Origin of the sequence: Chryseobacterium gambrini, assembly GCF_027920505.1 — a bacterium.
In the GTDB taxonomy this organism is placed as follows: domain Bacteria; phylum Bacteroidota; class Bacteroidia; order Flavobacteriales; family Weeksellaceae; genus Chryseobacterium; species Chryseobacterium gambrini.
Genome location: NZ_CP115857.1, coordinates 572,609 through 596,328 on the forward strand (window position 1 = coordinate 572,609; position 23,720 = coordinate 596,328).

The window sequence follows — 23,720 nt, forward strand, 5'->3', positions numbered from 1 at the left end:
GAATTTAAAAATAAATAAAAGTGATTATCTGTAGTTTTAAATCATTGTGTTCTTTGCTGAGTGAATAGTTTATTCTGAGTTTGTCGAAGCACCTCTGTGAAATTAAAAACGAATAGCTGTAAAAAAAATCTTCGAGCACTTTGCGCTAAAAACAGTATGATTAATAACGGATAATCAATAAAAAGAATATAAATTTTAATTTACTGAAAATGAAAGTAGAAATCTGGTCGGATGTGATGTGTCCGTTCTGTTATATAGGAAAAAACAATTTTGAAAAAGCACTGGAAAATCTGTCTTTTAAAGATCAGGTAGAAGTGGAGTGGAAAAGTTTTCAGTTAGATCCTACTTTAGACCCGAAAGAAACAAAGACAACTTCCGAATATTTTAAAGAAAAGAAAGGTTTCCCTGAAGCTCAGGCGCAGCAGATGATCGCGCAGGTAAAACAGATGGGAAGCGGAGCCGGAATTGATTTTAATTTTGAAAAAGCATTAATTACCAATACATTTTCCGCTCATAAATTATTGCATTTAGCCAAAAAATACAATAAGGCAAACGAAATGGAAGAAGCTCTTTTCATCGCTCATTTTGTAGATGGTAAAAATGTAGGAGATGTGGAAACATTGGTTGATCTTGCCGCTTCTTTGGGGATTGATCAGGAAGAAGCTCAGAAAGTTTTAGCTTCCGAAGAATATAATACTGAAATCAGCAAAGATATTACAGAAGCGAGAAACAATGGCGTTTCCGGCGTTCCGTTTTTTGTACTGAACGGAAAATATGCGGTTTCCGGAGCGCAGCCTGTGGAACTTTTTGCCAGTGCATTGCAGCAGACTTACGACGAAACGGTAACTCCGTTAAAAAATCTTTCGGATAACGGAGCTTCGTGTGATGCAGACAGTTGTGAAATCTAAGCTTAATTAAATGATAAAAATAAACGACGAACTTCAGTTTTCGGTTGAAGATGCGCTTTTTGTTTTTGCTTTGGATTCTGAAGCAGGAAAAGTGTTTAATGATAAAAACAAACTGATTACAGGAATCGGAAAAGTAAATGCCGCGATGGAATTAACGAAAGAAATCTACCGTAACCGTCCAAAACTGATTGTTAATCTGGGGTCTGCAGGAAGCAAAAGTTTTCACAAGGGAGATGTTGTATGCTGTACAAAATTCATCCAGCGCGATATGGATGTGAGAGGACTTGGTTTCAGCCTGTACGAAACCCCGCTTTCAGGAATTCCGCCCGTTTTGGAATATGGTTTGAAAAGACAGGATCTTCCGGAAGGAATCTGCGGAAGCGGCGACAGTTTCGAGATGAATCATTCGGAAACGGTTTATAATATTGTGGATATGGAAGCTTATCCTTTGGCTTTGATCGCGATGAAGGAAGAAATTCCTTTCCTGTGCCTGAAATATATTTCCGACGATGCAGGAAGTGATGCTGCGGACGATTGGGCGGTTCAGGTTCATCTGGCTTCGGAGGCGTTTAATAAAATTCTGTTTTCGTAAATATTAACAATGATGATGAAAGTGTGAGATTCAACATTTTAAATCTCATAAATTTCAGCATCCGTAAATACATAGAATCTTCCTTTTTTAGGGAGATTTTTTGTATCTAAACCTGTGAATTCACTGAAAGCGGGAAGCAACAATTGATTTTCTGTCACCACAAAACAAGGCAGTTTGATTTTTTTTACCACAGAATTAATGACAAATCCGGGATGAATATGTCCCGTAATCTGAAATTTTTCATTCTTCTTCTGAAAATCGTGGACGAATAAAAAATCATCAATATTTAAGGTTTCATCTTTGAAATTCAGGCAGAGTTTGGCTTCTAATTTTTTCGAAATTCTGTCGTGATTGCCTTCTACGAGATGGAATTCGAGGTTAGGAAACTCAGCTTTCCATTCACAGAACTTGTCTACACCGGAATTGTCTCCTGCGTGAAGCAGATCGCCGACAACGATAAATTTTTCCGGCTGAAAATATTCGATTAAAACGGATAATCGCTGCAGATCATTTTCAAAAATATGATCGGAAAGCGCAATTCCGTTTTTGCGGAAATGGGCTGTTTTTCCAATGTGAAGATCCGACAAGATCAAGGCTTTTTCTTTTTTCCAGAATAATGCTCTCTGATTGGTTAATGTAAAGACTTCGTCCTGAATATGGATATTTTTTGTTACTATTTTCATCTGATATAAAAACGTTAGCATTGCAATTGTCATTCTGACGAAGGAATAATCTCAAATTTAAAATAGATTCTTCACTACACATCTGAACTGCGTTCGTAGACTTTCTGTCTATGTTCTGAATGACACAACGCCGTAAAATTCATAATTGACTTATTGACAATTAGCTCTATTTTCCTTTTTTCGCCTGCTGAATCAGTTTCTGAATTCTCGCATCCAGTCCTTCACTGGAAAGCGTCTGTCGCAAACTGTCCACTTTTATCGGGAAACTCAGCGGGGTAAAAGTATTGGCAAATTTCAGGATTATTTTTGATTTTTCAATCCGTTTAAAAGCTTCCACCAATCGCTGTTCCTGCAATTGCGCATTAAAAACTTCTGTATAAGCCTGTCTTACAAGGAAATGGTTTGGATCGTAATCTTCGAGAACTTTGAAAATTAATCCTGCCGAACTTTGCAGAGATTTGTTGGAACGCTGTTTTCCTGCATAATTCTGGATCACCATTCCTGAAATGACCGCAATGTCACGGAATTTTCTTCTTGCCATTTCTGCTGAATTGATGCTGGAAATTACATCCGTCATCAGATTTTCCCTGCTCAGAATTTTATGGAGATTTTCATCATTCAGCGGAATTTCTTTGTCACTGAACAGTTCAAAACCATAATCATTCATCGCCATTGAAAAGGAAATGGGAGCCAGTTTTGAGATTCTGTAGGCAATTAAAGCCGACATCACTTCGTGAACAAGCCGACCTTCAAACGGATACATAAACAGATGGTATCCTTCGCGGTTTTTAATGAGTTCCACCAGAAATTCGTCCTCTTTCGGGATATGAGAACGTTCTTCCTGATTCATCAGCAAAGGATGCAGAAATTTCAGTTCCTTTTCTGAAGCTTTCGGATTAAGTGCTCCGGATAACTTTTCTCTTAAAAACTGTCCTAAATTTGAACTTAAAGGCAGTCTTCCTCCTAGATAACTCGGCGCAAAAGCTTTTCCTTTGGCAGCGCGGACAAAAACCGTCATATCTTTAATCATCGCGACTTCCAGAACTCTTCCTGCCAAAATAAATTTTTCATCTTTTTTAAGTTTTGAAATGAAATATTCTTCCACCATTCCTATATAACCGCCGGAAATGAATTTCACTTTCAGCATCGCATCGCTTACAATAACGCCCATATTCATCCGGTGAAGCATGGCAATTTTTCGAGACGTTACTTTATACAAACCGTCTTCCTGAATCACAATTTTATGGAATTCTTCATAGCTTTTCAGCACACTTCCGCCGATGGTAAGAAAATCGAGGATGCTTTTCCATTCTTCATCCGTCATTTCCTGAAAAGCATATACTTTTTTAATCCTTTCGTACAATTCCTGCGGGTAAAATCCGTCACCGACCGCCAAAGTCATTAAAAACTGAACCAAAACATCAAAACACAAAACCTGCGGATCTCTCGGCTCAATCACTTTCTGTTTTACGGCTTCTTTTAAAGCGGCAACTTCAATCAGTTCCAAGGAATGCGTCGGAACACAGTAAATTTTTGAAGTTTCGAAAGGGGAGTGACCGCTTCGTCCTGCACGCTGCAAAAATCTCGCAACGCCTTTTGCTGAACCAATCTGAATAACGGTATCAACCGGCTTAAAATCGATTCCCAAATCCAGAGAAGAGGTGGAAACGACGGCTTTCAATTTTCCGGAACTTAGATTTTCCTCAATCCAGATTCTCAAATGAGCATCAATTGAACTGTGATGAATAGCAATCTGCCCTGCAAAATCGGGATAGGCTTCAAGCAACAACTGATACCACATTTCACTCTGGCTTCGCGTATTCGTAAAAACAATCGTAGATTTCGATTCTAAAATAATAGGAACAATTTTATCGGCTAATTTTGCGCCTAAATGTCCCGCCCACGGAAGAATTTCCACTTCATCCGGAAAAACGGGAAGAATATCAATTTTCTTCTGTTCTTTAGCGGTAATTTTTGTTTTTTTAATGTCATAAGGAATTAAAACTTCCATCGCTTCATCCAGATTTCCGATAGTTGCCGTAATTCCCCAGATTTTCATTTTGGGAGCATATTTTGTGAGCTGGGAAATGCCCAATTCCACCATTACGCCACGTTTTGAACCGAGCAATTCGTGCCATTCGTCGACAACGATGGTTTTTAATTCCTTAAAAAAACGTTCGTGATTTTTCTGCCCGAGAAGAAGATGTAAACTTTCAGGTGTTACCACAAGAATTTCAGGCATATTTTTTACCTGCTGTTGCCGTACTTTCGGATCGGTGTCGCCGTTTCTTACGCCAACTGACCAATCCAATCCGATTTCGTCAATGGCTTCCTGCATCGCTTTGGCTATGTCTTTGGACAAAGAACGGAGCGGCGTAATCCAGATCATTTTTAAGCCTTTTCCATATTTTTCAGGATGGTTTAAAAAATGGGTTAACAATGCTAAGAAAACAGAAAATGTTTTTCCGAAACCGGTCGGTGCAATTACCATTCCGCTGTAGCCATTTTCAAATTTCTGCCACGTATCAACCTGAAATTTGAAAGGGGAATTGCCTTTATCCGCCATCCACTGCTGAATGACTTTGAAGCCGTTGGTATTTTCGAAGTTGCTCAAATTTTAAATGATGTTTTTGTTTTAACGAAGCGAGCGCAAAGATTTTTGATTTTTAATTCTTTATATTTTCGTTCGCGAAGGCACTTCGTTCAGCAAATGATAGTACAAGTCGTAGCTGAGTGAAACGCCTTTCAAAGTTTTAAATAAAAACCTTGCGATCTTAGCGTTTATAATTACTGTATTAATTTTTTTATTTCTACCAAATCATCAATTTCATCCACTGTTTTATCCTTTTTAACGCAATGAGCGCAAAGATTTTTTGATTCTAATTCTTTATATTTTCGTTCGCGAAGGCACTTCGTTCAGCAAATGACAGCACAATTCTTGGCTGAGTGAAACTCCCTTGCGAACAAAATATATTTTTCAAAGTTTTAAATAAAAATCTTGCGACCTTAGCGTTTATAATTACTGTATCAATTTCTTAATCTCTTCCAGATCATCAATTTCATTCACTGTTTTATTCTTTTTAACGCAATGAGCGCAAAGATTTTTTGATTTCTAATTCTTTATATTTTCGTTCGCGAAGGCACGTCGTTCAGCAAATGATAGTACAAGTCGTAGCTGAGTGAAACGCCTTTGCGAACGAAATATATTTTTCAAAGTTTTAAATAAAAACCTTGCGATCTTAGCGTTTATAATTACTGTATTAATTTTTTTATTTCTTCCAGATCATCAATTTCATCCACTGTTTTATCTTTCCGCCATCGTAAAATTCTCGGGAAACGCAGCGCAACACCGCTTTTATGACGGTTGCTGAAACCGATTCCTTCAAAAGCAATTTCAAAAACAAGTTCAGCTTTTACCGTTCGAACGGGACCGAATTTTTCAATAGCATTCTTATTGACAAATTTACTGACTTCCATAATTTCTTTATCCGTTAATCCGGAATATGCTTTGGCGATGGTGACCAATTTATCTTCATTTTTCACGGCAAAAGTATAATCGGTGTAATAAGCACTTCGTCTTCCGCTTCCTTTCTGGGCGTAAATCAGAACGGCATCAATGGTTAAAGGACTGATTTTCCATTTCCACCAGTCGCCTTTTTTTCTTCCGGAATGATAAGGTGAGTTGTTCTGTTTCAGCATCAAACCTTCGCTGTTGATGTCTCTGGAATTTTTCCTAATCAGGTTTAATTCTTCCCAGTTTTCAAATTCTATTGATTCGGAAATTTTGATATTTTCAGGATTTTCATTCAATAATAATTCTTCCAGCATTGCACGTCTTGCGGAGATGGGTTTATCACGCAAATCATTTCCTTCCAGTTCCAAAAGATCATACGCAAAGACTTCAATCGGGATTTCGGAAAGCATTTTCTTTGTTAATGTCTTTCGATTGAGACGTTTTTGTAATTCGTTAAAATTTAAAACTTTATCGTCTTTCACCGCGAGAATTTCCCCGTCAATTACAAAATTTCCGTTCATTTGCTGAACGGTTTCTGCGATTTCGGGAAACTGTTCCGTCACCAGTTCTTCTCCTCTTGACCAGATAAAAACTTCATCATTCCGCTTAATAATCTGTCCGCGGATTCCGTCCCATTTGTATTCTATCAGCCATTCATTGGGTTTTCCAAGTTCTTCCAAATCTTTCTCCAATGGATAAGCCAGACAAAAAGGATAGGGTTTTGAATTATCCGGATTCACATTTTCCGCTGAAATCAGTTCCTGAAATGAAGCTTCTGTCGGCTGCCATTTTCCCATTAAACTGTGCATCAATGCGCTGGATTCCTGTCCGGAAAACTTTGTCAGAGCATTAATCAAAGTTTTATCAGAAACCCCGATTCTGAAATTTCCACCCATTAATTTATTGAAAATCAGCCGTTCCGTGTAATCCAAGCCATTCCACGAATTGAGGACAAATTCTTTTTTCTCAGCGTCGGTTTTTGTTTTTAAGTTGATGATATCATTCATCCAGTCCGACAAAGAACGTTCGATTTTTTCCTTTGGCGGTGGAAGAATCAGGGAAATGGTTTCGCCTAAATCTCCGACTGAAGAGTAGCTTTCCTGAAACAGCCAGAACGGTAATTCTGTAATTTCCAAAGCCCATTCTTTCATATAGTTGGTGTTTACATTCCGCTTGGGTCTTTTGCCTGTAAACAAAGCAATAAACCAGACTTTATCTTCATCAGGCGCACGTTCCAGATAATCGATGATAGCATCGATTTTTGCATTGGTTTTATTGGTGCTTTCGAGAGCATTGATCAGTTCTGCGAAATGTTTCATAAATTTTAATTGGCGTTTTTTAAACGTATGTTTTACATATTTATAGGGAGCAATTTTTATTTAACAGGTCGCTCCTATGGAGCTCCGCCTTATCATTTTGTTTTTTCTATTAACAGTACACTCCTACGGAGCTTTCCTGCAATGTTCCTATGATTTTTTTTCCTATCCAAAAACTAAAAAAACTTCATTCAGGTCGGCTTGCGTAATTCATTGGTTGAATTTTTATTAACAGGTCGCTCCCACGGAACTCCACCTTATCATTTTGTCTTTTCTATTAACAGTACGCTCCTACGGAGCTTTCCTGCAATGTTCCTATGATTTTTTTCCTATCCAAAAACTAAAAAAACTTCATTCAGGTCGGCTGCGTAATTCATTGGTTGAATTTTTATTAACAGGTCGCTCCTACGGAGCTTTTCTCACAAGTTAACGTCTAAATTTAAAGTTTTTTTATACCTTAATTTTCAATAATTTCTTTCTCTTTTTCTTCATCATCATCGCCGTAAAGCGTTTCCACCACATCAGATTTAATCCCGATTTCATTCAAATATTTAGAAAAAACTTCTGTTTGTCCATGCGTAACGTGAACGATTTCAGCTTCGGTGGCTTTTATAGCCTGTAACAAACCTTTCCAGTCGGCGTGATCGCTCATCGGAAAACCTGCATCGGCACTCCGCCATCGTCTTGCACCGCGAACCTGCATCCATCCGGAACAAATTGCTGTTGCGGCATCCGGAATTTTTTTAATCACATTGGAATCCAGCAAAGCAGGCGGAACAATCACAATATCTCCTGCAACGTGCTTGATACTTTCCCTGAAATCCGGAATTTCATAATCTGGGAGTACGATTCCCACTTCTTCAAAGGCTTTATTCAGTTTTCCGATCGAATAGTGGACGTGGATTTTTCCCATTCCTTCAACGGCTTTCATTACGCGTTGTGCTTTTCCCAAAGAATAACCTATGAAAACAGAAGTTTTTTGATTTTCCTGATTTCTGAGTACCCAGTTCTGGAGTTTTTTATTCAGATCCGGAACTTCCAGCCAGTTGTAAATCGGCAGTCCGAAAGTACTTTCGGTGACAAATTCATTGCATTTTACCAGTTCGAAAGGGGTACTTAATCCATCATCCTGAACTTTATAATCTCCTGAAACAACGCTTACATAACCTTTGTATTCCAGCCGGATCTGCGCGGAGCCTATGATATGATAAGCAGGATGTAGTGAAACTTTTACGCCGTTGATATTGATGACTTCGCCATATTCCACGCTCTGAACTTCAAGATCTTCGCTGATTCTCTTGTGCAGAATAGGTTTGGTAAAATGATGACACAAGTATTTCTTCATTCCCCAACGAGCGTGATCGGCGTGTCCGTGCGTAATGACAGCCAAATCAACCGGTCGCCAAGGATCAATATAAAATTTTCCCTGCGGACAATAAATGCCTTTATTTGTGAATGTGATAAGTTTCAATGGTGCAATTTTGTTATTTTTTACATTCAAAAATCTAACCAATATATTTAAAAATCTTTAATGTAGCATCTTTTTCACATGATCCGTTACTATTTCAACCGATTTTTCCATTTCTGTGGTATTAAGGTTTCCAAATCCTAAACGCATGGCGATTAGATTTTTATTCTGATAAAGTAAGGTTTTAGGAATAAATAAATTGTTTTGCGCACAGTTTTTAGAAAGCTGCATTAAATTGATGGGAATTTGCCATTCTGCCCAGACCGCAAGTCCGCCCGACGGCTTTTCGAATTGTATATAATTTCCTAAATTTTGCTGAATGAGATGAATAAAATAATCTCTTCTTTCCTGATAAATTTTTAATGATTTTTTCAGATATCGGTTAATTTCTCCTTCGGCAATCATTTCACCCAAAACGTGCTCCATTAAAATATCACCCTGTCTGTCGATAATTCCCAGATGTTTCCTCATTTCAGACATCAGATTTTCAGGAGCGACAATAAATCCTGTCCGAAAACCGGGAGCTAAAGATTTTCCGAAAGAACCGATGTAAATCACCATTCCGTTCGTATCTGCGCTTGCAAGCGGAAGAAGCGGACTTTTGTCATAATGAAAATCATAATCGTAATCGTCTTCTAAAATGATAAAACCAAATTCATTCGCAAGATTCAGCAGCTCTAATCTGCGCTGTGCGCTCAATGTAACAGTTGTGGGATAATGATGATGCGGTGTAAGATACAGCATTCTCACTTTCTGCTGTTGACAAATTTTTCTGACTTCTTCCGTGTTAATTCCATCATTGTCAATGGGTATCGATTTTATTTTTACACCTGCTTTTTGAAAAATCATATTCACCGAGAAATAGCTCAGTTCTGCAACTAAAACAATATCACCTTCAGATAAAAGAATTTCCGAAGCAATATAAATGCTCATTTCGGTACTTCTTGTAATGAGAAGGTTATTTTTAGAAATGGGCAATCCTCTGGATAAATTTAAATATTTAGAAAGGTTTTCTTTAAAAAATTCACTTCCATCCTGATTGTACTGTCCGATTTTATGTGCTTTTCTTTTTAAAATAGAGCTGTAAATTCTGGAATGCTGATCGATCTGAGTTAAGCGGATGTCGGGAATTCCGTCATTAAAAATGTATTCACAATTGGAATATTCAAATGGATTATCTAAAATATTTGATGTTTTGAAGGTAAATCCTGTTGATTTCGGATAATTTTCGAGCTGAATTTTTTGTAAATTTTTCGATTCCAAAAACTGATACTGGTCTTTTCCGATGATAAAGGTTCCTTTGTTGGGAATACTTTCCACCCATCCCTGAGAAAACAGTTCTTCGTAGACAGAAACAATGGTATTTCTGTGAACATTCAGCATTTCACTTAGCATTCTTGTTCCCGGAAGTTTGGTTCCGAATGGCAAAAAACCGCGCTGAATGGCATTAATAAGCTGATTGGAAATCTGCATGTAAATAGAAACTTCGGAATTTCTATTGATTTTAATGAAGCTCTGATAAGGAATTTTAACCGGACTATCCATAATCTTAAAACTGGCACCATGTAACCATCCGGCAATATACTACTTTTGAACCAAAACAAAAAAGAATGGAATTGTACAGTCTTTTAGAAAAAATTGTTCAGCAAAATGAAACGCACGCAAAATGGCTGAATACGCTTTCCTTTATGGAAAATGCAGGAGCCAGAAAAATTTCAGCTTGCGAACATCCGACTAATGTGAGTTTAATACAGCTAAAACACGCTGCGGAAGAACATCGCCATGCTTATTATCTTAAAAAGCAGATCCTGAAAATTGATCCCGAAATGTGCAAAACGTACAATAACAATGAACTTTTAGCCGCAACGGCAACAAGACAATATCTTCATTCTCTTGACATTAAAGCGTGTAAATATCTTCAGCAGAATTTCAATCTCAGCAAAGAAGAATTGAAGTATGCGGCGTATCTGTTTGTAACATATGCTATTGAAGTTCGTGCCGATGAATTATATCCTGTTTATCAGGAAATTCTGACAAAATATACCTCAAAAATTATGGTAAAGTCAATTATTTTGGAAGAAGAAGGACATTTGGAGGAAATGATTAATCAGTTGGACGAATTTTCGGAAGACTGGAAAATTCATTCAGAAATTGTTTTAGAGATTGAAAAAGATCTTCATAACCAATGGATTGATGCCATTTCAAAAGAGATTTTACAGGTAAATTATGCTGAATAATTTTCGCCATTTTCAGGAAGCCTTAGACAAAAGAAAAGAAAGCGGAACTTTACGGGTTTTAAAATCTCAAAAAGAAGGAGTGGATTTTTATTCCAACGATTATTTGGGATTGGCAGGAAATAAAGATTTTCAGCAGATTTTATTAAAAAAAATCAACGAAAAGCCGGAATTACTGAAAGGAAGTACAGGTTCCAGACTGATCAGCGGAAATAGTTTAACTGTTGCAGAAACAGAAGAATGTATAGCCAAAGAACATCAGTACGAATCGGCTTTGCTTTTTTCTTCGGGTTATATTGCTAATCTGGCTCTGTTTTCAACGCTTCCGACCCGTCATGATACCATAATTGTGGATGAAAAAATTCATCGTTCCGTTCATGATGCATATAAGATGTCGAATGCTAAAAAACTGAAATTCAGGCATAACGATGTTGAAGATTTAGAAAGGATTCTGAAAAAACAAACCGGACTTTGTTATGTTGCTGTTGAAAGCCTGTATTCGATGGACGGAGATATTGCTCCTTTGAAAGATATTGCAAAAATCACAGCAAAATACAATGCTCAGTTAATTGTAGATGAAGCCCATGCTTTTGGTGTTTTTGGAAACGGTTTGGTGAATGAGTTTAATCTGCAGAAAAAAGTTTCAGCAACGGTTGTAACCTATGGAAAAGCTTTGGGAACGCATGGTGCGGCTATATTAACGAATGATTTAATTAAATCTTATCTCATCAATTTTGCATCCCCTTTTATCTATACGACTTCAGCGCACGATTTTCTGTGGATGAGCATTTTTAGCGGATATGAATTTTTAAAAGCAAACAGTAGATTATCCATACAACTTCAGGAAAATATTAAAATTTTTCGTGAGCAGAATTTGGTTACTCCATCTTCTGAAAACAGCCCGATTCAGGCAATCATTATTCCGGATAATCATCAGTTGAAAATTGTACAGAATGCTTTATCGGAAAGTGGACTTTTAACGTATGCCGTTTTCAGTCCGACGGTAAAAGAAGGAACGGAAAGACTGAGGATTTGCCTGCACAGTTTTAATACAGAAGAGGAAATTTTGAAGTTGACTGGGATTATTAAAGAGTTTATTTAAAACGTAAATGTCATTCAATCGCGAAATTACGATTCTATTGATTATCAATGAAGGATAGATTTCTCCTTCGTTGAAATGACAAGAAACCATTAAAATAATGAACATTGAATTAGAAATACAAAATATGAAGCAGAAAACACTCTTCGTCACAGGAATCGGGACGGAAGTTGGGAAAACGGTTTGTTCGGCGATTTTAACCAAATATTTTGAGGCAGAGTATTGGAAACCGGTTCAGTCCGGAGATCTGGATTACTCTGATACGATGAAAATTAAAAACTGGGTGGGAAAGCATACAGTTTGCCATCCGGAAAAGTATCGTTTTAAATTGGCTGCATCACCGCATCAATCGGCAAGGGAAGAAGGAATTCTGATTGATCTGAATGAATTCCAAATTCCGAAAACACAGAATCATTTAATCATAGAAGGAGCGGGAGGATTGATGGTTCCGTTGAATGATAATGAATTTATTATTGATTTAATTGAAAAGCTGAACGTTCCCGCTGCTCTGGTTGTGAAAAATTATTTAGGCTGCATCAATCATACATTGTTATCTGTTTTAGTTTTAAATCAAAAGAAAATTAAACTGAACTATTTAATTCTCAACGGAAATTTTCCACCGGATACGGAAAGGGTTATTTGTGAAAATATTCCATCAGAAACTGAAATTATAAGAATTCCTGACCTTGAAAATATAACAAAAGAAAGTATAGAAAATATTGCACAACAATTAGAAAAAATAGAATCATGAATAAGAATCAACTAAGAAACGACTGGACGAAGGAAGAAATAGAAGAAATATACAATCTTCCGCTTCTGGAACTTGTTTATAAAGCTGCAACGGTTCATCGTGAGTGGCATAATCCTGAAGAAGTTCAGATGTCGACATTGCTTTCAATTAAAACAGGAGGCTGTCCGGAAGACTGTTCGTATTGCGGACAGGCAGCGCGTTATCATACGAATATTCAAGTTCAGGCTTTACTGCCGACAGAAACGGTCATAGAACACGCCAAAAAAGCAAAAGAAGGCGGCTCATCGCGTTTCTGTATGGCTGCAGCGTGGAGAGAAGTGCGTGACAACCGTGATTTCGACCGTGTGATCGATATGGTAAAAGGCGTAAATGAACTTGGATTGGAAGTGTGCTGTACGTTGGGAATGTTAACGGAAGATCAGGCAAAACGCCTTCAGGAAGCAGGTTTGTATGCATATAATCACAATCTGGATACTTCTGAGGAATATTACGACGAAATTATTTCCACAAGAACGTTCGATAACAGAATCAATACGATTAATAATGTAAGAAAAGCCGGAATTACGGTTTGTTCGGGAGGAATTATCGGATTGGGAGAAACGCCAAAAGACCGGATTTCGATGCTTTTAACATTGGCAACAATGCCGAAACATCCGGAATCTGTCCCGATCAACGCATTGGCAAGAGTAGAAGGGACGCCGCTTCAGGATAACGAAAAAACGAATACCTGGGAAATGGTAAGAATGATCGCCACAGCAAGAATTGTAATGCCTTCATCAATGGTTCGTTTAAGCGCAGGAAGAATTGAAATGACTGAATTTGAGCAGGGATGGTGTTTCATGGCGGGAGCCAACTCGATCTTTACAGGGGAAAGAGAAACGCTTCTGGTAACGCCAAATCCGGGTGTTTCTGAGGATATGCAGATGCTGCAGACTTTGGGATTAAAGCCGATGATGAAGGAGAAAACGATGTGCTGAAAAGTGAATGGTGAAAAGTGAATACTGAATGGTCAATAGTCAATTTTTGGAGTGTGAATAATAATAATTCACGATTGACAATTCAGCATTGAATTCTATTCATACTTTTAGTACTTATCTATTAAAGTAATTAAACGCAAAGAAAATGTTTTGTTTTTATCATAAGTAAATCAAAGAAATTTCCGTCAGAGACGGATGATGAAGCGTTTGCTTAATAGCAGATAAAATCTGCTTTACTTTGCTTAGCTTAAAATGTTAATTTAAAAATAGAATCTTTGCGTTTACAATTTACGATTGACAATTCAGCATTGAATTTTATTCATAGTTTTTAGTACTTATCTATTAAAGTAAAGAATGATTAAACGCAAAGAAAAATGTTTTGTTATTATCATAGGTAAATCAAAGAAATTTCTGTCAGAGACGGATGATGAAACGCTTGCTTAATGGCAGATGAAATCTGCTTTACTTTGCTTAGCTTAAAATATTAATTTAGAAATAAAGTCTTTGCGTTTAAACTTGACGATTGACAATTCACCATTGATAAAATTAAACATTACGAACAATTATTTATGAATTTACAAGAGCGCGACAGAGCCGTCAACTGGCATCCTTACACGCAGATGAAAACAGCGGAAGATGCAATCCCGATCGTAAAAGGAAGCGGAATTTATCTTTATGATGAAAACGGAAAAAAATACATCGATGCAGTCGCTTCGTGGTGGGTTACGCTTCACGGTCACGCGAATCCGTACATTGCACAAAGAGTTTCTGAACAGTTGAATACGCTGGAACAGGTTATTTTTGCGGGATTTACACACGAACCAGCCATTAAGCTTTCTGAAAATTTATTAAAGCTGCTGCCTGAAAATCAGGAGAAGGTTTTTTATTCGGATAACGGTTCTACTGCGGTGGAAGTGGCGCTGAAGATGTGTATTCAGTTCTGGCATAATCAGGGCAAAGAAAAGACGAAAATTCTGGCTTTTAAAGAAGCTTATCATGGTGATACTTTCGGAGCGATGTCGGTGAGCGGAAGAAGTGTCTGGACAAAACCTTTCGGGGAAATGCTTTTTGAAGTAATCTTTATTGATCCGCCGACTTCTGAAAATATTGAAGATTTAAAATCCATCATAAAAAATCATGCTGAAGAAATTGCTTGTTTCATTTACGAACCGTTGATTCAGGGAGCTGCGGGAATGTTGATGCACAAAGCCGAAGATTTATCAGAACTGATGAAGTTTTGCAGAGAAAGTGAAATTTTAATGATTCAGGACGAAGTTTTTACAGGTTTCGGAAGAACCGGAAAGCTTTTTGCGGCAAATTATCTTTCGGAAAAACCAGACATTATGTGTTTTTCAAAGGGATTAACAGGCGGAACAATGCCGATGGGAATTACGACTTCTTCACAACAGATTTTCGAAGCGTTTTTGTCGGATGACAAATATAAGACGTTGTTTCATGGTCATTCTTTCACGGCAAATCCTTTAGCGTGTACAGCGGCTTTGGCAAGTATGGAATTGCTTTTGAAAGAAGAAACGCTGGAAAAAATCAATCTAATCAGTCAGAAACATTCCAATTTTTCTCAGGTTTTAAAAAATCACCCGAAAGTTGAAAATGTGAGACAGACCGGAACGATTATCGCCTGGGAAATTAAAAATGATGAAAAAACGTCCTATTTTAACGAAATCGGGAAGGTTTTGTATCATGAATTTTTAAAAAGAGGAATCATCATGCGTCCATTGGGAAATGTGATGTATCTCGTTCCGCCTTACTGCATTACGCCTGAAGAACTGGATTTTGTGTATAGAAATATTCTTGAAGTTTTGGATGGCTTCAGTAATTAAATGATTGACTTATCCCATTAATTAATATTATAGAATAACGATCAGTAAGTGGTTTTCTAATAGTGTCCCTTCGACAAGCTCAGGGTGACATCTCGAATACTAACCGCAATATTTTAACATTGTCAGACTGAATCTGTCAAAGCCTTTATTAGTAAAAGTGATAAATCAATTAAATGATTTTAAATCTTTTGATGCTCGTTTCCCCATTGATGAAGTTCATCAAGGATCGGACCGAGTTTTTTGGCTCTTTCCGTTAATTTATAATATACTTCCGGAGGAAAATTATAGACTTCAACCCGTTGAATGATATGATCTTCCTCCATTTGTTTGAGCTGTTCTGCCAGAACTTTTTTTGAAACTTTCGGCATTCTTCGCCATAATTCGACAAAACGGACTTCCTCTTGCTCAAAAAGATTCGATAAAATAAGCGGTTTCCACTTTCCGGAAATCATGTCCAGTGTTTTTCTCAGTCCGCAATTTTTAAATTCTTCAAATAACATACGTTACAAAATTGTATATAGTGCACCTTTTGGTAACCAGCCATTATTTAATTTCAGGTAAACAATAGCTTTGCAGATACAAAATTAAAGAAAATGAAATTACAATTATGGCGAAATGCAACACTGCTTTTAAATATTGATGGATTGAACATCTTAATTGATCCGATGTTGGGTGAAAAAGGTTCTTTGGGAATATTTCCGATGGTAGACAATGAATTATTGAATCCGTTAGTAGATCTGCCTTTTGGAGAGGAAGAACTGCAGGAAAAATTAAAAACGATTGATGCGGTAGCCGTTACACATCTTCATCCGGATCATTGGGACCCGAAAGCGATTGAACTTTTAGATAAAAATGTACCCATCATTTGTCCTGAAATCATTTCCAAGCAGATTTCTGAGGCTGGATTTAAAAATGTGATTGCTTTCAATGATACAGTACAGTTTAAAAATATTGAAATTTCTTTAACGAACGGACATCACGGAACAGGAGAAATTGAAGAACAAATGGGCGTAGTTCATGGATTTGTCTTTAAAAATGCTGAACAGTCTGTTTATATTGCGGGTGACAGTGTCTGGTGTGAAGAAGTGAAACAGGCAATTAAAAAACATCATCCGGAACACATTATTGTTGCGGGAGGAGCAGCAACTTTTGTAGTGGGAGATCCGATTGTGATGACGAGTCATGATATTTTAAAAGTCTGTGAGACTGCGCCGAATTCAAAAGTCTGGGTAACGCATCTTGAAAGTGTAAGTCATTCTAAAGAAGACAGAAAATTCATTAAAGAAAAAATTCAGGAGAATGGTTTGGAAGAAAGATGTTTTGTGCTGAATGACGGTGAAGAAGCTGAATTAGGTGCCTAAATCTCTTGCTTAAAGATTTGAGATTAAATCTTAATTTAGCCGGATCAAATTATAAAAGATGCATTTAGAAACAGAAAGGTTACTGATTCGGGATCTGACTTTGGACGATAAACAGGCAATTTTCAATTATCGTTCTGATGCGGAAGCCAATAAATTTCAGAGCTGGATTCCGGAAACATTGGAAGATGTTGAACAATTTATTGAAAGAAATAATAAAGAATTCAATCAGCCGGAAAGCTGGTATCAGGTTTTAATTACAGAAAAAGATACAAAAGCTGTGATCGGCGATATCGGAATTCATTTTTTTGGTTCTGAAAATTTGCAGACAGAGTTAGGAATTACTTTAAATAAAGACTTTCAGGGAAGAGGATATGCTTCTGAAGCTTTAAAAGGAGTGATTAATTTTCTTTTCGGTGATCTGAAAAAACACAGAGTCATGGCTTCCGTAGATCCGGAAAACATTGATTCTCTAAAGTTGATGGAACGCATTGGTTTTAGAAAAGAAGGGCATTTTGTGAAAAGTCTATTCTGGAAAAACAACTGGACAGATGATGTGATCTATGCTTTGCTTCGGGAAGAATGGAGTAAAGAATAAGAGAAAAACCGTTTCAACAGAGGCGGTTTTTGTTTTCAGTACAGATGTTTACGCTGTATTTTCTTTTGCTTGGCGTATTTTTTGAACCTTGAATCATAAATTTTATATGTTATCCATATTTCTTTTAGAATTAGACTGGAAAGAACTTCTGATGGGGCACGAAGAGTGGTCTTTTATTCTGGAAATTATTCTCCGCACCGCCATTATGTTCATCACGATCATTATCGGATTAAGAGTTTTGGGAAAAAGGGGAGTGAAGCAGCTTTCGATTTTCGAACTGGTGGTGATTATCGGGTTAGGTTCTGCGGCGGGAGATCCGATGTTTAATAAAGATGTCGGAATTGTTTCTTCATTCATTGTTTTTGCCGTAATTATTCTTCTGTACACCATTGTAACCTATTTTATTGCAAAAAATAAAAAACTCGAACAGCTTATTGAAGGAAAATCGATCTGCCTAATCGAAAACGGTGAATTTTCCATTGAAAATTTTAAGAAAGAAAATCTGGGCAGTGATGAATTTTTTGCTGAATTAAGACTAAAAGGAATTTCCCAACTTGGACAGATTGAAAGTGCCATTGAAGAAATTTCCGGAGAGATCAGTGTGTTTTATTTCGAAGACGAAAGGGTGAAATACGGACTTCCGATTATGCCGGATTCTTTGGATCATCCTTTGAAAACGATTGTTCATCCGGGATTTTATTCCTGCACGTTCTGCGGACATACGGAAGAAAAACATAAAGGAATGGCTGGAAACTGCAGCAAATGCAAGAAGGATGAATGGATAGCTTCGACCAATAAAAAACGCGTTACCTGATAAAAACAAAAAAGACTCCTTAGAAAGGAGCCTAAAAAAACACAAATGATGAAAAAAAATTATTTCGATTCACAAATATAATTAAAAAATGATTTTCAATCCTAATAATTTCAGAAAAAAAGTAACATATTTTTTTCATGATGTTAATAGATAAAACTAATTGGCTTAAAACTTTGATTTTTTATTTCTTTACAGACTTTTTCTTTTTAAATGAAACAGGCGTATTTCCTGAAAGTCTCTTGAAAAAATTACTGAAATACGAAACATCTTCAAACCCCAGTTCATAGGTAATTTCCTTTACAGATTTATCGGTAAACAGCAAAAGTCTTTTTGCTTCAAGAAAAATTCTCTGCTGAATAACAGACGACGGACTCTGGCTGTTGTACAATCTGAATAGGTTGGATAAAGTCTTTGGCGATTTATGAAGCTGATCTGCATAAAATTTTACAGAATGCTGAGTTTTGTAGTTCTTTTCCACCAAAAGATTAAAACTTCTGATGATATCCAGCTTTACTTCGGGAAGTTCTTCCTTTAAAAATTGTTTTTTTCCAAGTCTTGTAATAATAATGATGAGTCTTTTAATCAACATCCTGATCATATCCTCCTGAATTCCGTCGATCTCCTGAAACTCCTCAATAAAAATACTTTGCAGAAATGATAATTTCTCATGATCCTTTTCATCTACAACAATAAACATAACATCGGCTGAACCGTAAAACAGAAATCCTACACAGCTCACTTCTTCATCATGTGTCTCGATGCAGTAAAAATCCCTGTTAAACTGCCATGCAACGATTCGGGAGGAATCTTCAAACTGAAAAGACTGGTTGACCATGAGACAAAGAACAGTTCCTGAGGTAAAAATATATTCAATCCCATCGATTATTACTTTTTGATCTTCGCCTTTATTCCAGGCGATAGTCAGCAGCTTTTTCTCCCGGTCTTTCCCGTAAAAATCCCGGTCGAATAGTTCGGGATGTACAAAAAGTAAGCATTCGGAGCCGGTCTGTTTATTATTTAAAGAATAAATCATTAAGCCTGTTTAAACTTCTTATGTAACCGCAAAAGTAGCAAAAGATAAACTAAACTTTTATTTAAAGTTGGTGATTATAAATGAAAAGCTCACAATAGTTTTTAAAAATTTTTGATTTTTATTCTTTTGAGCACTTGGATTATTCAGGAAATTTGCTTTATCAAGCTTGTTTAAACTTTTTTACCGCAAAAGAAGCAAAAAATTTAAACACTTTAGTTTAATAGTTAAATGGAAAAAAAAGTGCACCTAAGTTTTAAAAAATCAAAGATTTTTTCTCTTTGCTGACTTTTGAAATACTTTACATAAATCCACTAAAGTCTTTTGTCTCTTTTGCGGTTTATTCTGAAATTAGTTTAAACGTCATTACTGAAATTTCATTTTAATTCAGAAAAACTTTTAAAAAAGTCAGAAAGGGAAAAAATCTAAATCTTTCGGGAAATTCTGCTATGGAATTGCCTTTCCTGAAACCGCAACTTTGTATTGTAAAATTAATTAAACAAATTAAAACAATGAAAAATTTTGAAGTTCCTCAAAAAGAACAAGTATCAGCAGCAAATCAGGCAATTTTTGAAAACTTAGAAAAAGGGATTGGCTTTGTCCCAAATCTGTATGCAGCTTTTGCCCATTCGGAAAATGCACTTTCAACGTATATTGCATTACAGAACTCTAAAACTTCTTTAAAAGCAAAAGAAAAAGAAGTGGTAAATCTTGTGGTAAGCCAGTTTAATAACTGTTTATACTGTTTAAGTGCTCATACAGCCATCGCTAAAATGAACGGTTTCACAGATGAACAGATTATCGAGATAAGAAAAGCAGATGTTTCGTTTGACTCAAAACTAAATGCACTGGCGAAAGCAGTACAATCTATTGCTGAAAATAAAGGAGCAATTTCTGATGAAATAAAAGAAAACTTTTTTAGAGAAGGCTATACAGAAGGAAGTCTTGTAGATGTAATTGTTTTAACAGGCGATAAAATAATAACAAATTATCTTTTTGCAGCCACTGAGGTTCCCATCGACTGGCCTTTGGCGAAAGCAATTTAATTCATTTTATTTTTTAAAAACTGTTCCTTACTGCGAACAGTTTTTTTTTATAATAATGTAAAATAATTTCAGATAATTTCTTTTAAGTTCATAATTTTTAATCATTCATTAAGTTTTATTGTTAAATTTAAACCAAAATATAAACTTATGAAAATAAAACTACTTCCATTTATCGTTTTGTTAGGGATTCATTTATCTGCTCAGGAAAAAAATGATGCAGCGGTTTCGGATACTGCAAAAGTCTGGAGCATTCAGGGGCAAAATACCCTCATGCTTAATCAGGCGGCTTTTTCCAACTGGGTTGGAGGGGGAGCCAATAATGTGGGATGGCTTGCCGGAGTAAACTATAATCTTACCTACGAAAAGGGGAAAGATCTTTGGGAAAACATTATTATTCTAGGATACGGACAAAATAATACGAAAGGAGTAGGAACCAGAAAAACCCAGGATGTAATTAATCTTTCGACCAACTACGGAAGAGAATTTGCAAAAAATTGGTATATTTCCGCAGGAGCAAGCTTACAGACACAGTTTGCGCCGGGTTATGCGGACGGAAACAATCCGGAAGCAGCAAAAATTTCAAATTTTATGGCGCCCGGTTATCTGAATATGGGAGCAGGGGTAACGTACAGACCCAACGATAATTTTACTGCAACCATGCGTCCTGCCAATGCGAGATGGACTTTCGTTCTCGATAAAGATCTTCAGTATAAAGGAATGTATGGCTTAAAAAATGATGGTGATTCTTCTCTGTTTCAGTTCGGTTTTCTGGGAACAGCAATATACAAGCTGAAAATAATGGATAATATTACATTAACCAATACCGGCTCTGTTTTCTCCAATTATCTGGATCATCCTGAAAGACTGGTTCTTGCGTACAGCGGAATTTTAAATATGAAAATCAATAAGTTTATTTCCACCAACGTAACACTGGATTTACTGTACGATCATAACCAGATTGCCAAAACACAGCTAAAACAGACTTTGGGAGTGGGCTTTGCCTATAATATCGACAATGGCAGAAAACGTTCTGAAAACAAGGACAACCAGACGTGGATGAAGAAATAATTGGCTGTTTTTTAATATTCTTCTAAAAATCCCTTTCCGAATGATCGGAAAGGGACTAAACAGCTAAAAATTTAAGGTAAAAATTCCTCAGACAATGAATAAGGATGCAATTGCCTGGGCATCACTTCCACTTAAAATCTCGTCATAGGCAGCAGAACCTGCAGCAGCCCCGAAAGCTGTAGCGGTATTAAAGCCTGCCTGATTTGTATTGCCTTCTCCGGCGTAAACAGGATTGGTTGCAGAAGGCATATTTCCTCCGTCTGCCAATTCTATCCATCCTTTGTTGGCTCTCATTCTTCTTACCTGTGAAGCGTGTCTTGCTTCTACAGAGTGAATCTGCAATGCAGCCTGAAGAACTGTTTTATTAGACATTACGTTTCCTGCCTGTCCTTTGTAAGCTCTTACTCCGGTATCTTCAAATGCCTGAGCCAAAACAAGGAACTGATTGTAATCTGTAAAAGGTGAAAAACTTCCGTTTGCTGTAAAATCAAAGGTCGGTTTAGCTCCTGGAGTTACTCCTAAAGAAGTTAGAGTATTTTTCAAAAAGGTTACGTGTGCAGATTCATGCTTTGCAATCTGCATAAATACCACTCGGTCTGCACTCGGGATTAAAGACGAAGCCGCCAATCCTAATGCATAATATTCGTTTTCAAGATATTCCAGAACCAAAGCCAACTGTAATGCATCTGTTAAAGCACTTTTAAAGAACGTTGCATTTTTTGTAGTGTCTGTGGTTTCAGCTTTTGCAGGAGTCGTCATTAAGGCTCCTAATCCGAAAGGAACTGCAGCAATAGCCGCTTTTTTCCCGAAAGATGAAATATTGGTAAGTGTTTCTAATCTTGATGTTTCTGTAGTAAAGAATTTGTCATCAGAAAGCTTATCTAGTAATTTAAGAATATTCATAATGTAATTTTTTGAAGTGAATAATTAACCGATTCCCTGTTCTTTCCAAGTGAAAGGTGTTTTGAAAAATCCTCCTGCTGCAGATACAACTTCTTTTGGTTCTTTGGCAAGATCCAGTCCGTTTGCATCAATCACATCATCCCCGGAGAAAGCCGCCGTTCCCGGATTGATAAGGTTTCTGATCGCTGAAGCGTGTCTTGCTTCCACGGAAACAATTTTCCCGGCAATTACCAGATAATCTGCGTTGGTAATGTATTTTCCTGCTCCGTTATACGCCGCAACTCCTGTATCTTCCAAAGCTTTTGCAGTAGCTAGTACAGAGTTTCTGTCGTTAAAATTCACATTCGGGTACTGAAATTCCAGAGTAGGCAATACATTGGATGTTGCTCCGCTGATCGCTGCCTTAAAAAAGTCTCTGTGAATTACTTCATGATGATAAAGATCTGTAAAAAGTTGTTTTTCAGCATTTGAGATTCCGGAATAGAAATTATTAACCACTTTGGTATAGAAATCTGCTTCCAGCTGTTCAAGAGCGTAAGCGTAATTTAATACACCCACATCACCTTTTCCAAGGTCGAAAACGTTATTTTCAACCATATCGAAATTATCGTCATCACAACCGATCATGGTAAGACCTGCAAGAGCAAGACCTACACCGCTCAGTTTCAAAAAATTTCTTCTGCCTGTATCCAGAGTCGCTCCCTGGTTAGAAACATTAATAGTTTTTTTCATAATATTATTTTTTAGTGTAGAGGTTTATATATTTTAATGTGTTTTTAGATAAGGTTGAAAGAAAACAGCATAAATATTATGCTGTTTCTCACACTTAAAAATTATTATGGCATTAATACCGTATCTATAACATGAATTACACCGTTAGACTGGTTAACGTCTGCAATGGTTACTTTTGCATCGTTTCCTTTTGCGTCTCTTACATAAAGGTTTTTACCTTTTGCCCAGAAAGTAAGTTCTTCACCTTCCACTGTTTTCATCATTGCTTTTCCGTTTCCGGCTTTTACTGCTGCCCAAACCTGTTTAGAGCTGTATTTTCCCGGTAAAACATGATACGTAAGAATTTTTGTAAGCATTTCTTTATTTTCAGGCTTCACAAGATTTTCTACTGTTCCTTTCGGAAGTTTGGCAAATGCTGCATCCGTAGGTGCAAAAACAGTAAACGGACCTGCTCCCTGTAACGTTTCTACAAGACCTGCAGCTTTTACAGCAGCTACCAGTGTTTTGTGATCTTTAGAATTTACTGCGTTCTCAATAATGTTTTTAGACGGATACATTGGCGCTCCTCCTACCATTACTGTTTTTTCCTTCATTGTCTGTGCTGTAGCGTTTCCACTGAAAGCGAATGATAAAGCTACCATTCCTAAAACTGCGATTTTTGATCTAGTATTCATTTTTTTTAATTTTTAATGATAAATTATTCGATTTGTCTGTTGTTAAAATCATTTACGAACTCGGTTTTATTTTGGATTTAAAAATTTGAATAAAAATCACAAGTAATTGAAAAA

The 23,720-nt window shown here is 36.8% G+C and carries 22 protein-coding genes; 12 read left to right on the plus strand and 10 right to left on the minus strand.

The features are described from left to right. Nucleotides 1-209 precede the first annotated feature (209 nt). Together PFY09_RS02525 and PFY09_RS02530 are read left to right on the plus strand one after the other, a co-directional pair. Nucleotides 210-908 carry a DsbA family oxidoreductase gene (locus tag PFY09_RS02525; RefSeq protein ID WP_271161303.1) on the plus strand — a complete coding sequence of 233 codons (699 nt, stop codon included), beginning with the start codon at nucleotides 210-212 and terminating at the stop codon, nucleotides 906-908. Between the two features lie 10 nt (nucleotides 909-918). Further along, nucleotides 919-1,500: a 5'-methylthioadenosine/S-adenosylhomocysteine nucleosidase family protein gene (locus PFY09_RS02530; RefSeq protein WP_271161304.1), complete on the plus strand. Its 582-nt coding sequence runs from the start codon at nucleotides 919-921 to the stop codon at nucleotides 1,498-1,500. Nucleotides 1,501-1,538: 38 nt separating this feature from the next. Here PFY09_RS02530 and pdeM read toward each other — a convergent pair whose 3' ends face one another. The 5 genes from pdeM to PFY09_RS02555 form a co-directional block, all read right to left on the minus strand. Continuing rightward, the gene (gene pdeM / locus PFY09_RS02535) at nucleotides 1,539-2,183 is read right to left on the minus strand and encodes a ligase-associated DNA damage response endonuclease PdeM (protein WP_271161305.1); all 645 of its coding nucleotides are present in this window, start codon (nucleotides 2,181-2,183) and stop codon (nucleotides 1,539-1,541) included. Nucleotides 2,184-2,349: 166 nt separating this feature from the next. After that, entirely contained in the window at nucleotides 2,350-4,749 is a 2,400-nt protein-coding gene (locus tag PFY09_RS02540; RefSeq protein ID WP_408640197.1) for a ligase-associated DNA damage response DEXH box helicase, read from the minus strand. 686 nt (nucleotides 4,750-5,435) lie between these two features. Then, complete coding sequence (locus PFY09_RS02545) at nucleotides 5,436-7,016, minus strand: ATP-dependent DNA ligase (protein WP_271161307.1); 1,581 nt, start codon at nucleotides 7,014-7,016, stop codon at nucleotides 5,436-5,438. A gap of 454 nt (nucleotides 7,017-7,470) precedes the next feature. Then, nucleotides 7,471-8,484 (minus strand): ligase-associated DNA damage response exonuclease, encoded by a 1,014-nt coding sequence (locus PFY09_RS02550; protein ID WP_271161308.1) that lies wholly within the window; start codon nucleotides 8,482-8,484, stop codon nucleotides 7,471-7,473. A 57-nt stretch (nucleotides 8,485-8,541) separates the two neighbouring features. Continuing rightward, complete coding sequence (locus tag PFY09_RS02555) at nucleotides 8,542-10,026, minus strand: aminotransferase-like domain-containing protein (RefSeq protein ID WP_271161309.1); 1,485 nt, start codon at nucleotides 10,024-10,026, stop codon at nucleotides 8,542-8,544. Nucleotides 10,027-10,091: 65 nt separating this feature from the next. On the opposite strand from PFY09_RS02555, the gene PFY09_RS02560 reads away from it, so the two are divergent. The 5 genes from PFY09_RS02560 (at nucleotide 10,092) to bioA (ending at nucleotide 15,383) form a co-directional block, all read left to right on the plus strand. Continuing rightward, the gene (locus PFY09_RS02560; protein ID WP_408640180.1) at nucleotides 10,092-10,718 is read left to right on the plus strand and encodes a hypothetical protein; all 627 of its coding nucleotides are present in this window, start codon (nucleotides 10,092-10,094) and stop codon (nucleotides 10,716-10,718) included. Next, nucleotides 10,708-11,817, plus strand: coding sequence for an aminotransferase class I/II-fold pyridoxal phosphate-dependent enzyme (locus PFY09_RS02565; protein WP_271161310.1), 1,110 nt, complete (start codon nucleotides 10,708-10,710; stop codon nucleotides 11,815-11,817). Before PFY09_RS02560 ends, PFY09_RS02565 begins: the two co-directional genes overlap by 11 nt. A 97-nt stretch (nucleotides 11,818-11,914) precedes the next feature. Further along, a complete protein-coding gene (bioD, locus tag PFY09_RS02570) occupies nucleotides 11,915-12,565 on the plus strand; it encodes a dethiobiotin synthase (RefSeq protein ID WP_271161311.1) in 651 nt (216 codons plus the stop codon). Further along, nucleotides 12,562-13,542, plus strand: coding sequence for a biotin synthase BioB (gene bioB / locus PFY09_RS02575; RefSeq protein ID WP_271161312.1), 981 nt, complete (start codon nucleotides 12,562-12,564; stop codon nucleotides 13,540-13,542). Before bioD ends, bioB begins: the two co-directional genes overlap by 4 nt. Before the next feature lie 569 nt (nucleotides 13,543-14,111). Further along, nucleotides 14,112-15,383 (plus strand): adenosylmethionine--8-amino-7-oxononanoate transaminase, encoded by a 1,272-nt coding sequence (bioA, locus tag PFY09_RS02580; RefSeq protein WP_271161313.1) that lies wholly within the window; start codon nucleotides 14,112-14,114, stop codon nucleotides 15,381-15,383. Between the two features lie 179 nt (nucleotides 15,384-15,562). Here bioA and PFY09_RS02585 read toward each other — a convergent pair whose 3' ends face one another. Next, a complete protein-coding gene (locus tag PFY09_RS02585; protein WP_271161314.1) occupies nucleotides 15,563-15,883 on the minus strand; it encodes a winged helix-turn-helix transcriptional regulator in 321 nt (106 codons plus the stop codon). 93 nt (nucleotides 15,884-15,976) lie between these two features. On the opposite strand from PFY09_RS02585, the gene PFY09_RS02590 reads away from it, so the two are divergent. From PFY09_RS02590 to PFY09_RS02600, 3 genes are all read left to right on the plus strand, one after another. Further along, the gene (locus PFY09_RS02590; RefSeq protein ID WP_271161315.1) at nucleotides 15,977-16,744 is read left to right on the plus strand and encodes an MBL fold metallo-hydrolase; all 768 of its coding nucleotides are present in this window, start codon (nucleotides 15,977-15,979) and stop codon (nucleotides 16,742-16,744) included. 58 nt (nucleotides 16,745-16,802) lie between these two features. Beyond that, nucleotides 16,803-17,339, plus strand: a complete 537-nt coding sequence (locus PFY09_RS02595) for a GNAT family N-acetyltransferase (protein ID WP_271161316.1) — start codon at nucleotides 16,803-16,805, stop codon at nucleotides 17,337-17,339. 106 nt (nucleotides 17,340-17,445) lie between these two features. Beyond that, nucleotides 17,446-18,153 (plus strand): DUF421 domain-containing protein, encoded by a 708-nt coding sequence (locus PFY09_RS02600; RefSeq protein ID WP_271161317.1) that lies wholly within the window; start codon nucleotides 17,446-17,448, stop codon nucleotides 18,151-18,153. A gap of 181 nt (nucleotides 18,154-18,334) precedes the next feature. On the opposite strand, the gene PFY09_RS02605 is transcribed toward PFY09_RS02600, so the two are convergent. Further along, nucleotides 18,335-19,186 (minus strand): helix-turn-helix domain-containing protein, encoded by an 852-nt coding sequence (locus PFY09_RS02605; RefSeq protein ID WP_271161318.1) that lies wholly within the window; start codon nucleotides 19,184-19,186, stop codon nucleotides 18,335-18,337. A 509-nt stretch (nucleotides 19,187-19,695) separates the two neighbouring features. Here PFY09_RS02605 and PFY09_RS02610 point away from each other — a divergent pair. Together PFY09_RS02610 and PFY09_RS02615 are read left to right on the plus strand one after the other, a co-directional pair. After that, a complete protein-coding gene (locus PFY09_RS02610) occupies nucleotides 19,696-20,229 on the plus strand; it encodes a carboxymuconolactone decarboxylase family protein (RefSeq protein ID WP_076390207.1) in 534 nt (177 codons plus the stop codon). A gap of 147 nt (nucleotides 20,230-20,376) precedes the next feature. Continuing rightward, nucleotides 20,377-21,297 (plus strand): DUF3078 domain-containing protein, encoded by a 921-nt coding sequence (locus tag PFY09_RS02615; protein WP_268054102.1) that lies wholly within the window; start codon nucleotides 20,377-20,379, stop codon nucleotides 21,295-21,297. 87 nt (nucleotides 21,298-21,384) lie between these two features. Here the strand turns inward: PFY09_RS02615 and PFY09_RS02620 are convergent, their stop codons facing one another. The 3 genes from PFY09_RS02620 to PFY09_RS02630 all read right to left on the minus strand — a co-directional run bounded on the left by PFY09_RS02620 (nucleotide 21,385) and on the right by PFY09_RS02630 (nucleotide 23,606). Then, nucleotides 21,385-22,200 carry a ferritin-like domain-containing protein gene (locus PFY09_RS02620; RefSeq protein WP_076390205.1) on the minus strand — a complete coding sequence of 272 codons (816 nt, stop codon included), beginning with the start codon at nucleotides 22,198-22,200 and terminating at the stop codon, nucleotides 21,385-21,387. A gap of 24 nt (nucleotides 22,201-22,224) precedes the next feature. Further along, the gene (locus tag PFY09_RS02625; RefSeq protein ID WP_076390204.1) at nucleotides 22,225-22,932 is read right to left on the minus strand and encodes a ferritin-like domain-containing protein; all 708 of its coding nucleotides are present in this window, start codon (nucleotides 22,930-22,932) and stop codon (nucleotides 22,225-22,227) included. A gap of 104 nt (nucleotides 22,933-23,036) precedes the next feature. Further along, on the minus strand, nucleotides 23,037-23,606 hold the full coding sequence (locus tag PFY09_RS02630) for a fasciclin domain-containing protein (RefSeq protein WP_087710197.1): 570 nt from the start codon (nucleotides 23,604-23,606) through the stop codon (nucleotides 23,037-23,039). Between the last annotated feature and the right edge of the window lie 114 nt (nucleotides 23,607-23,720).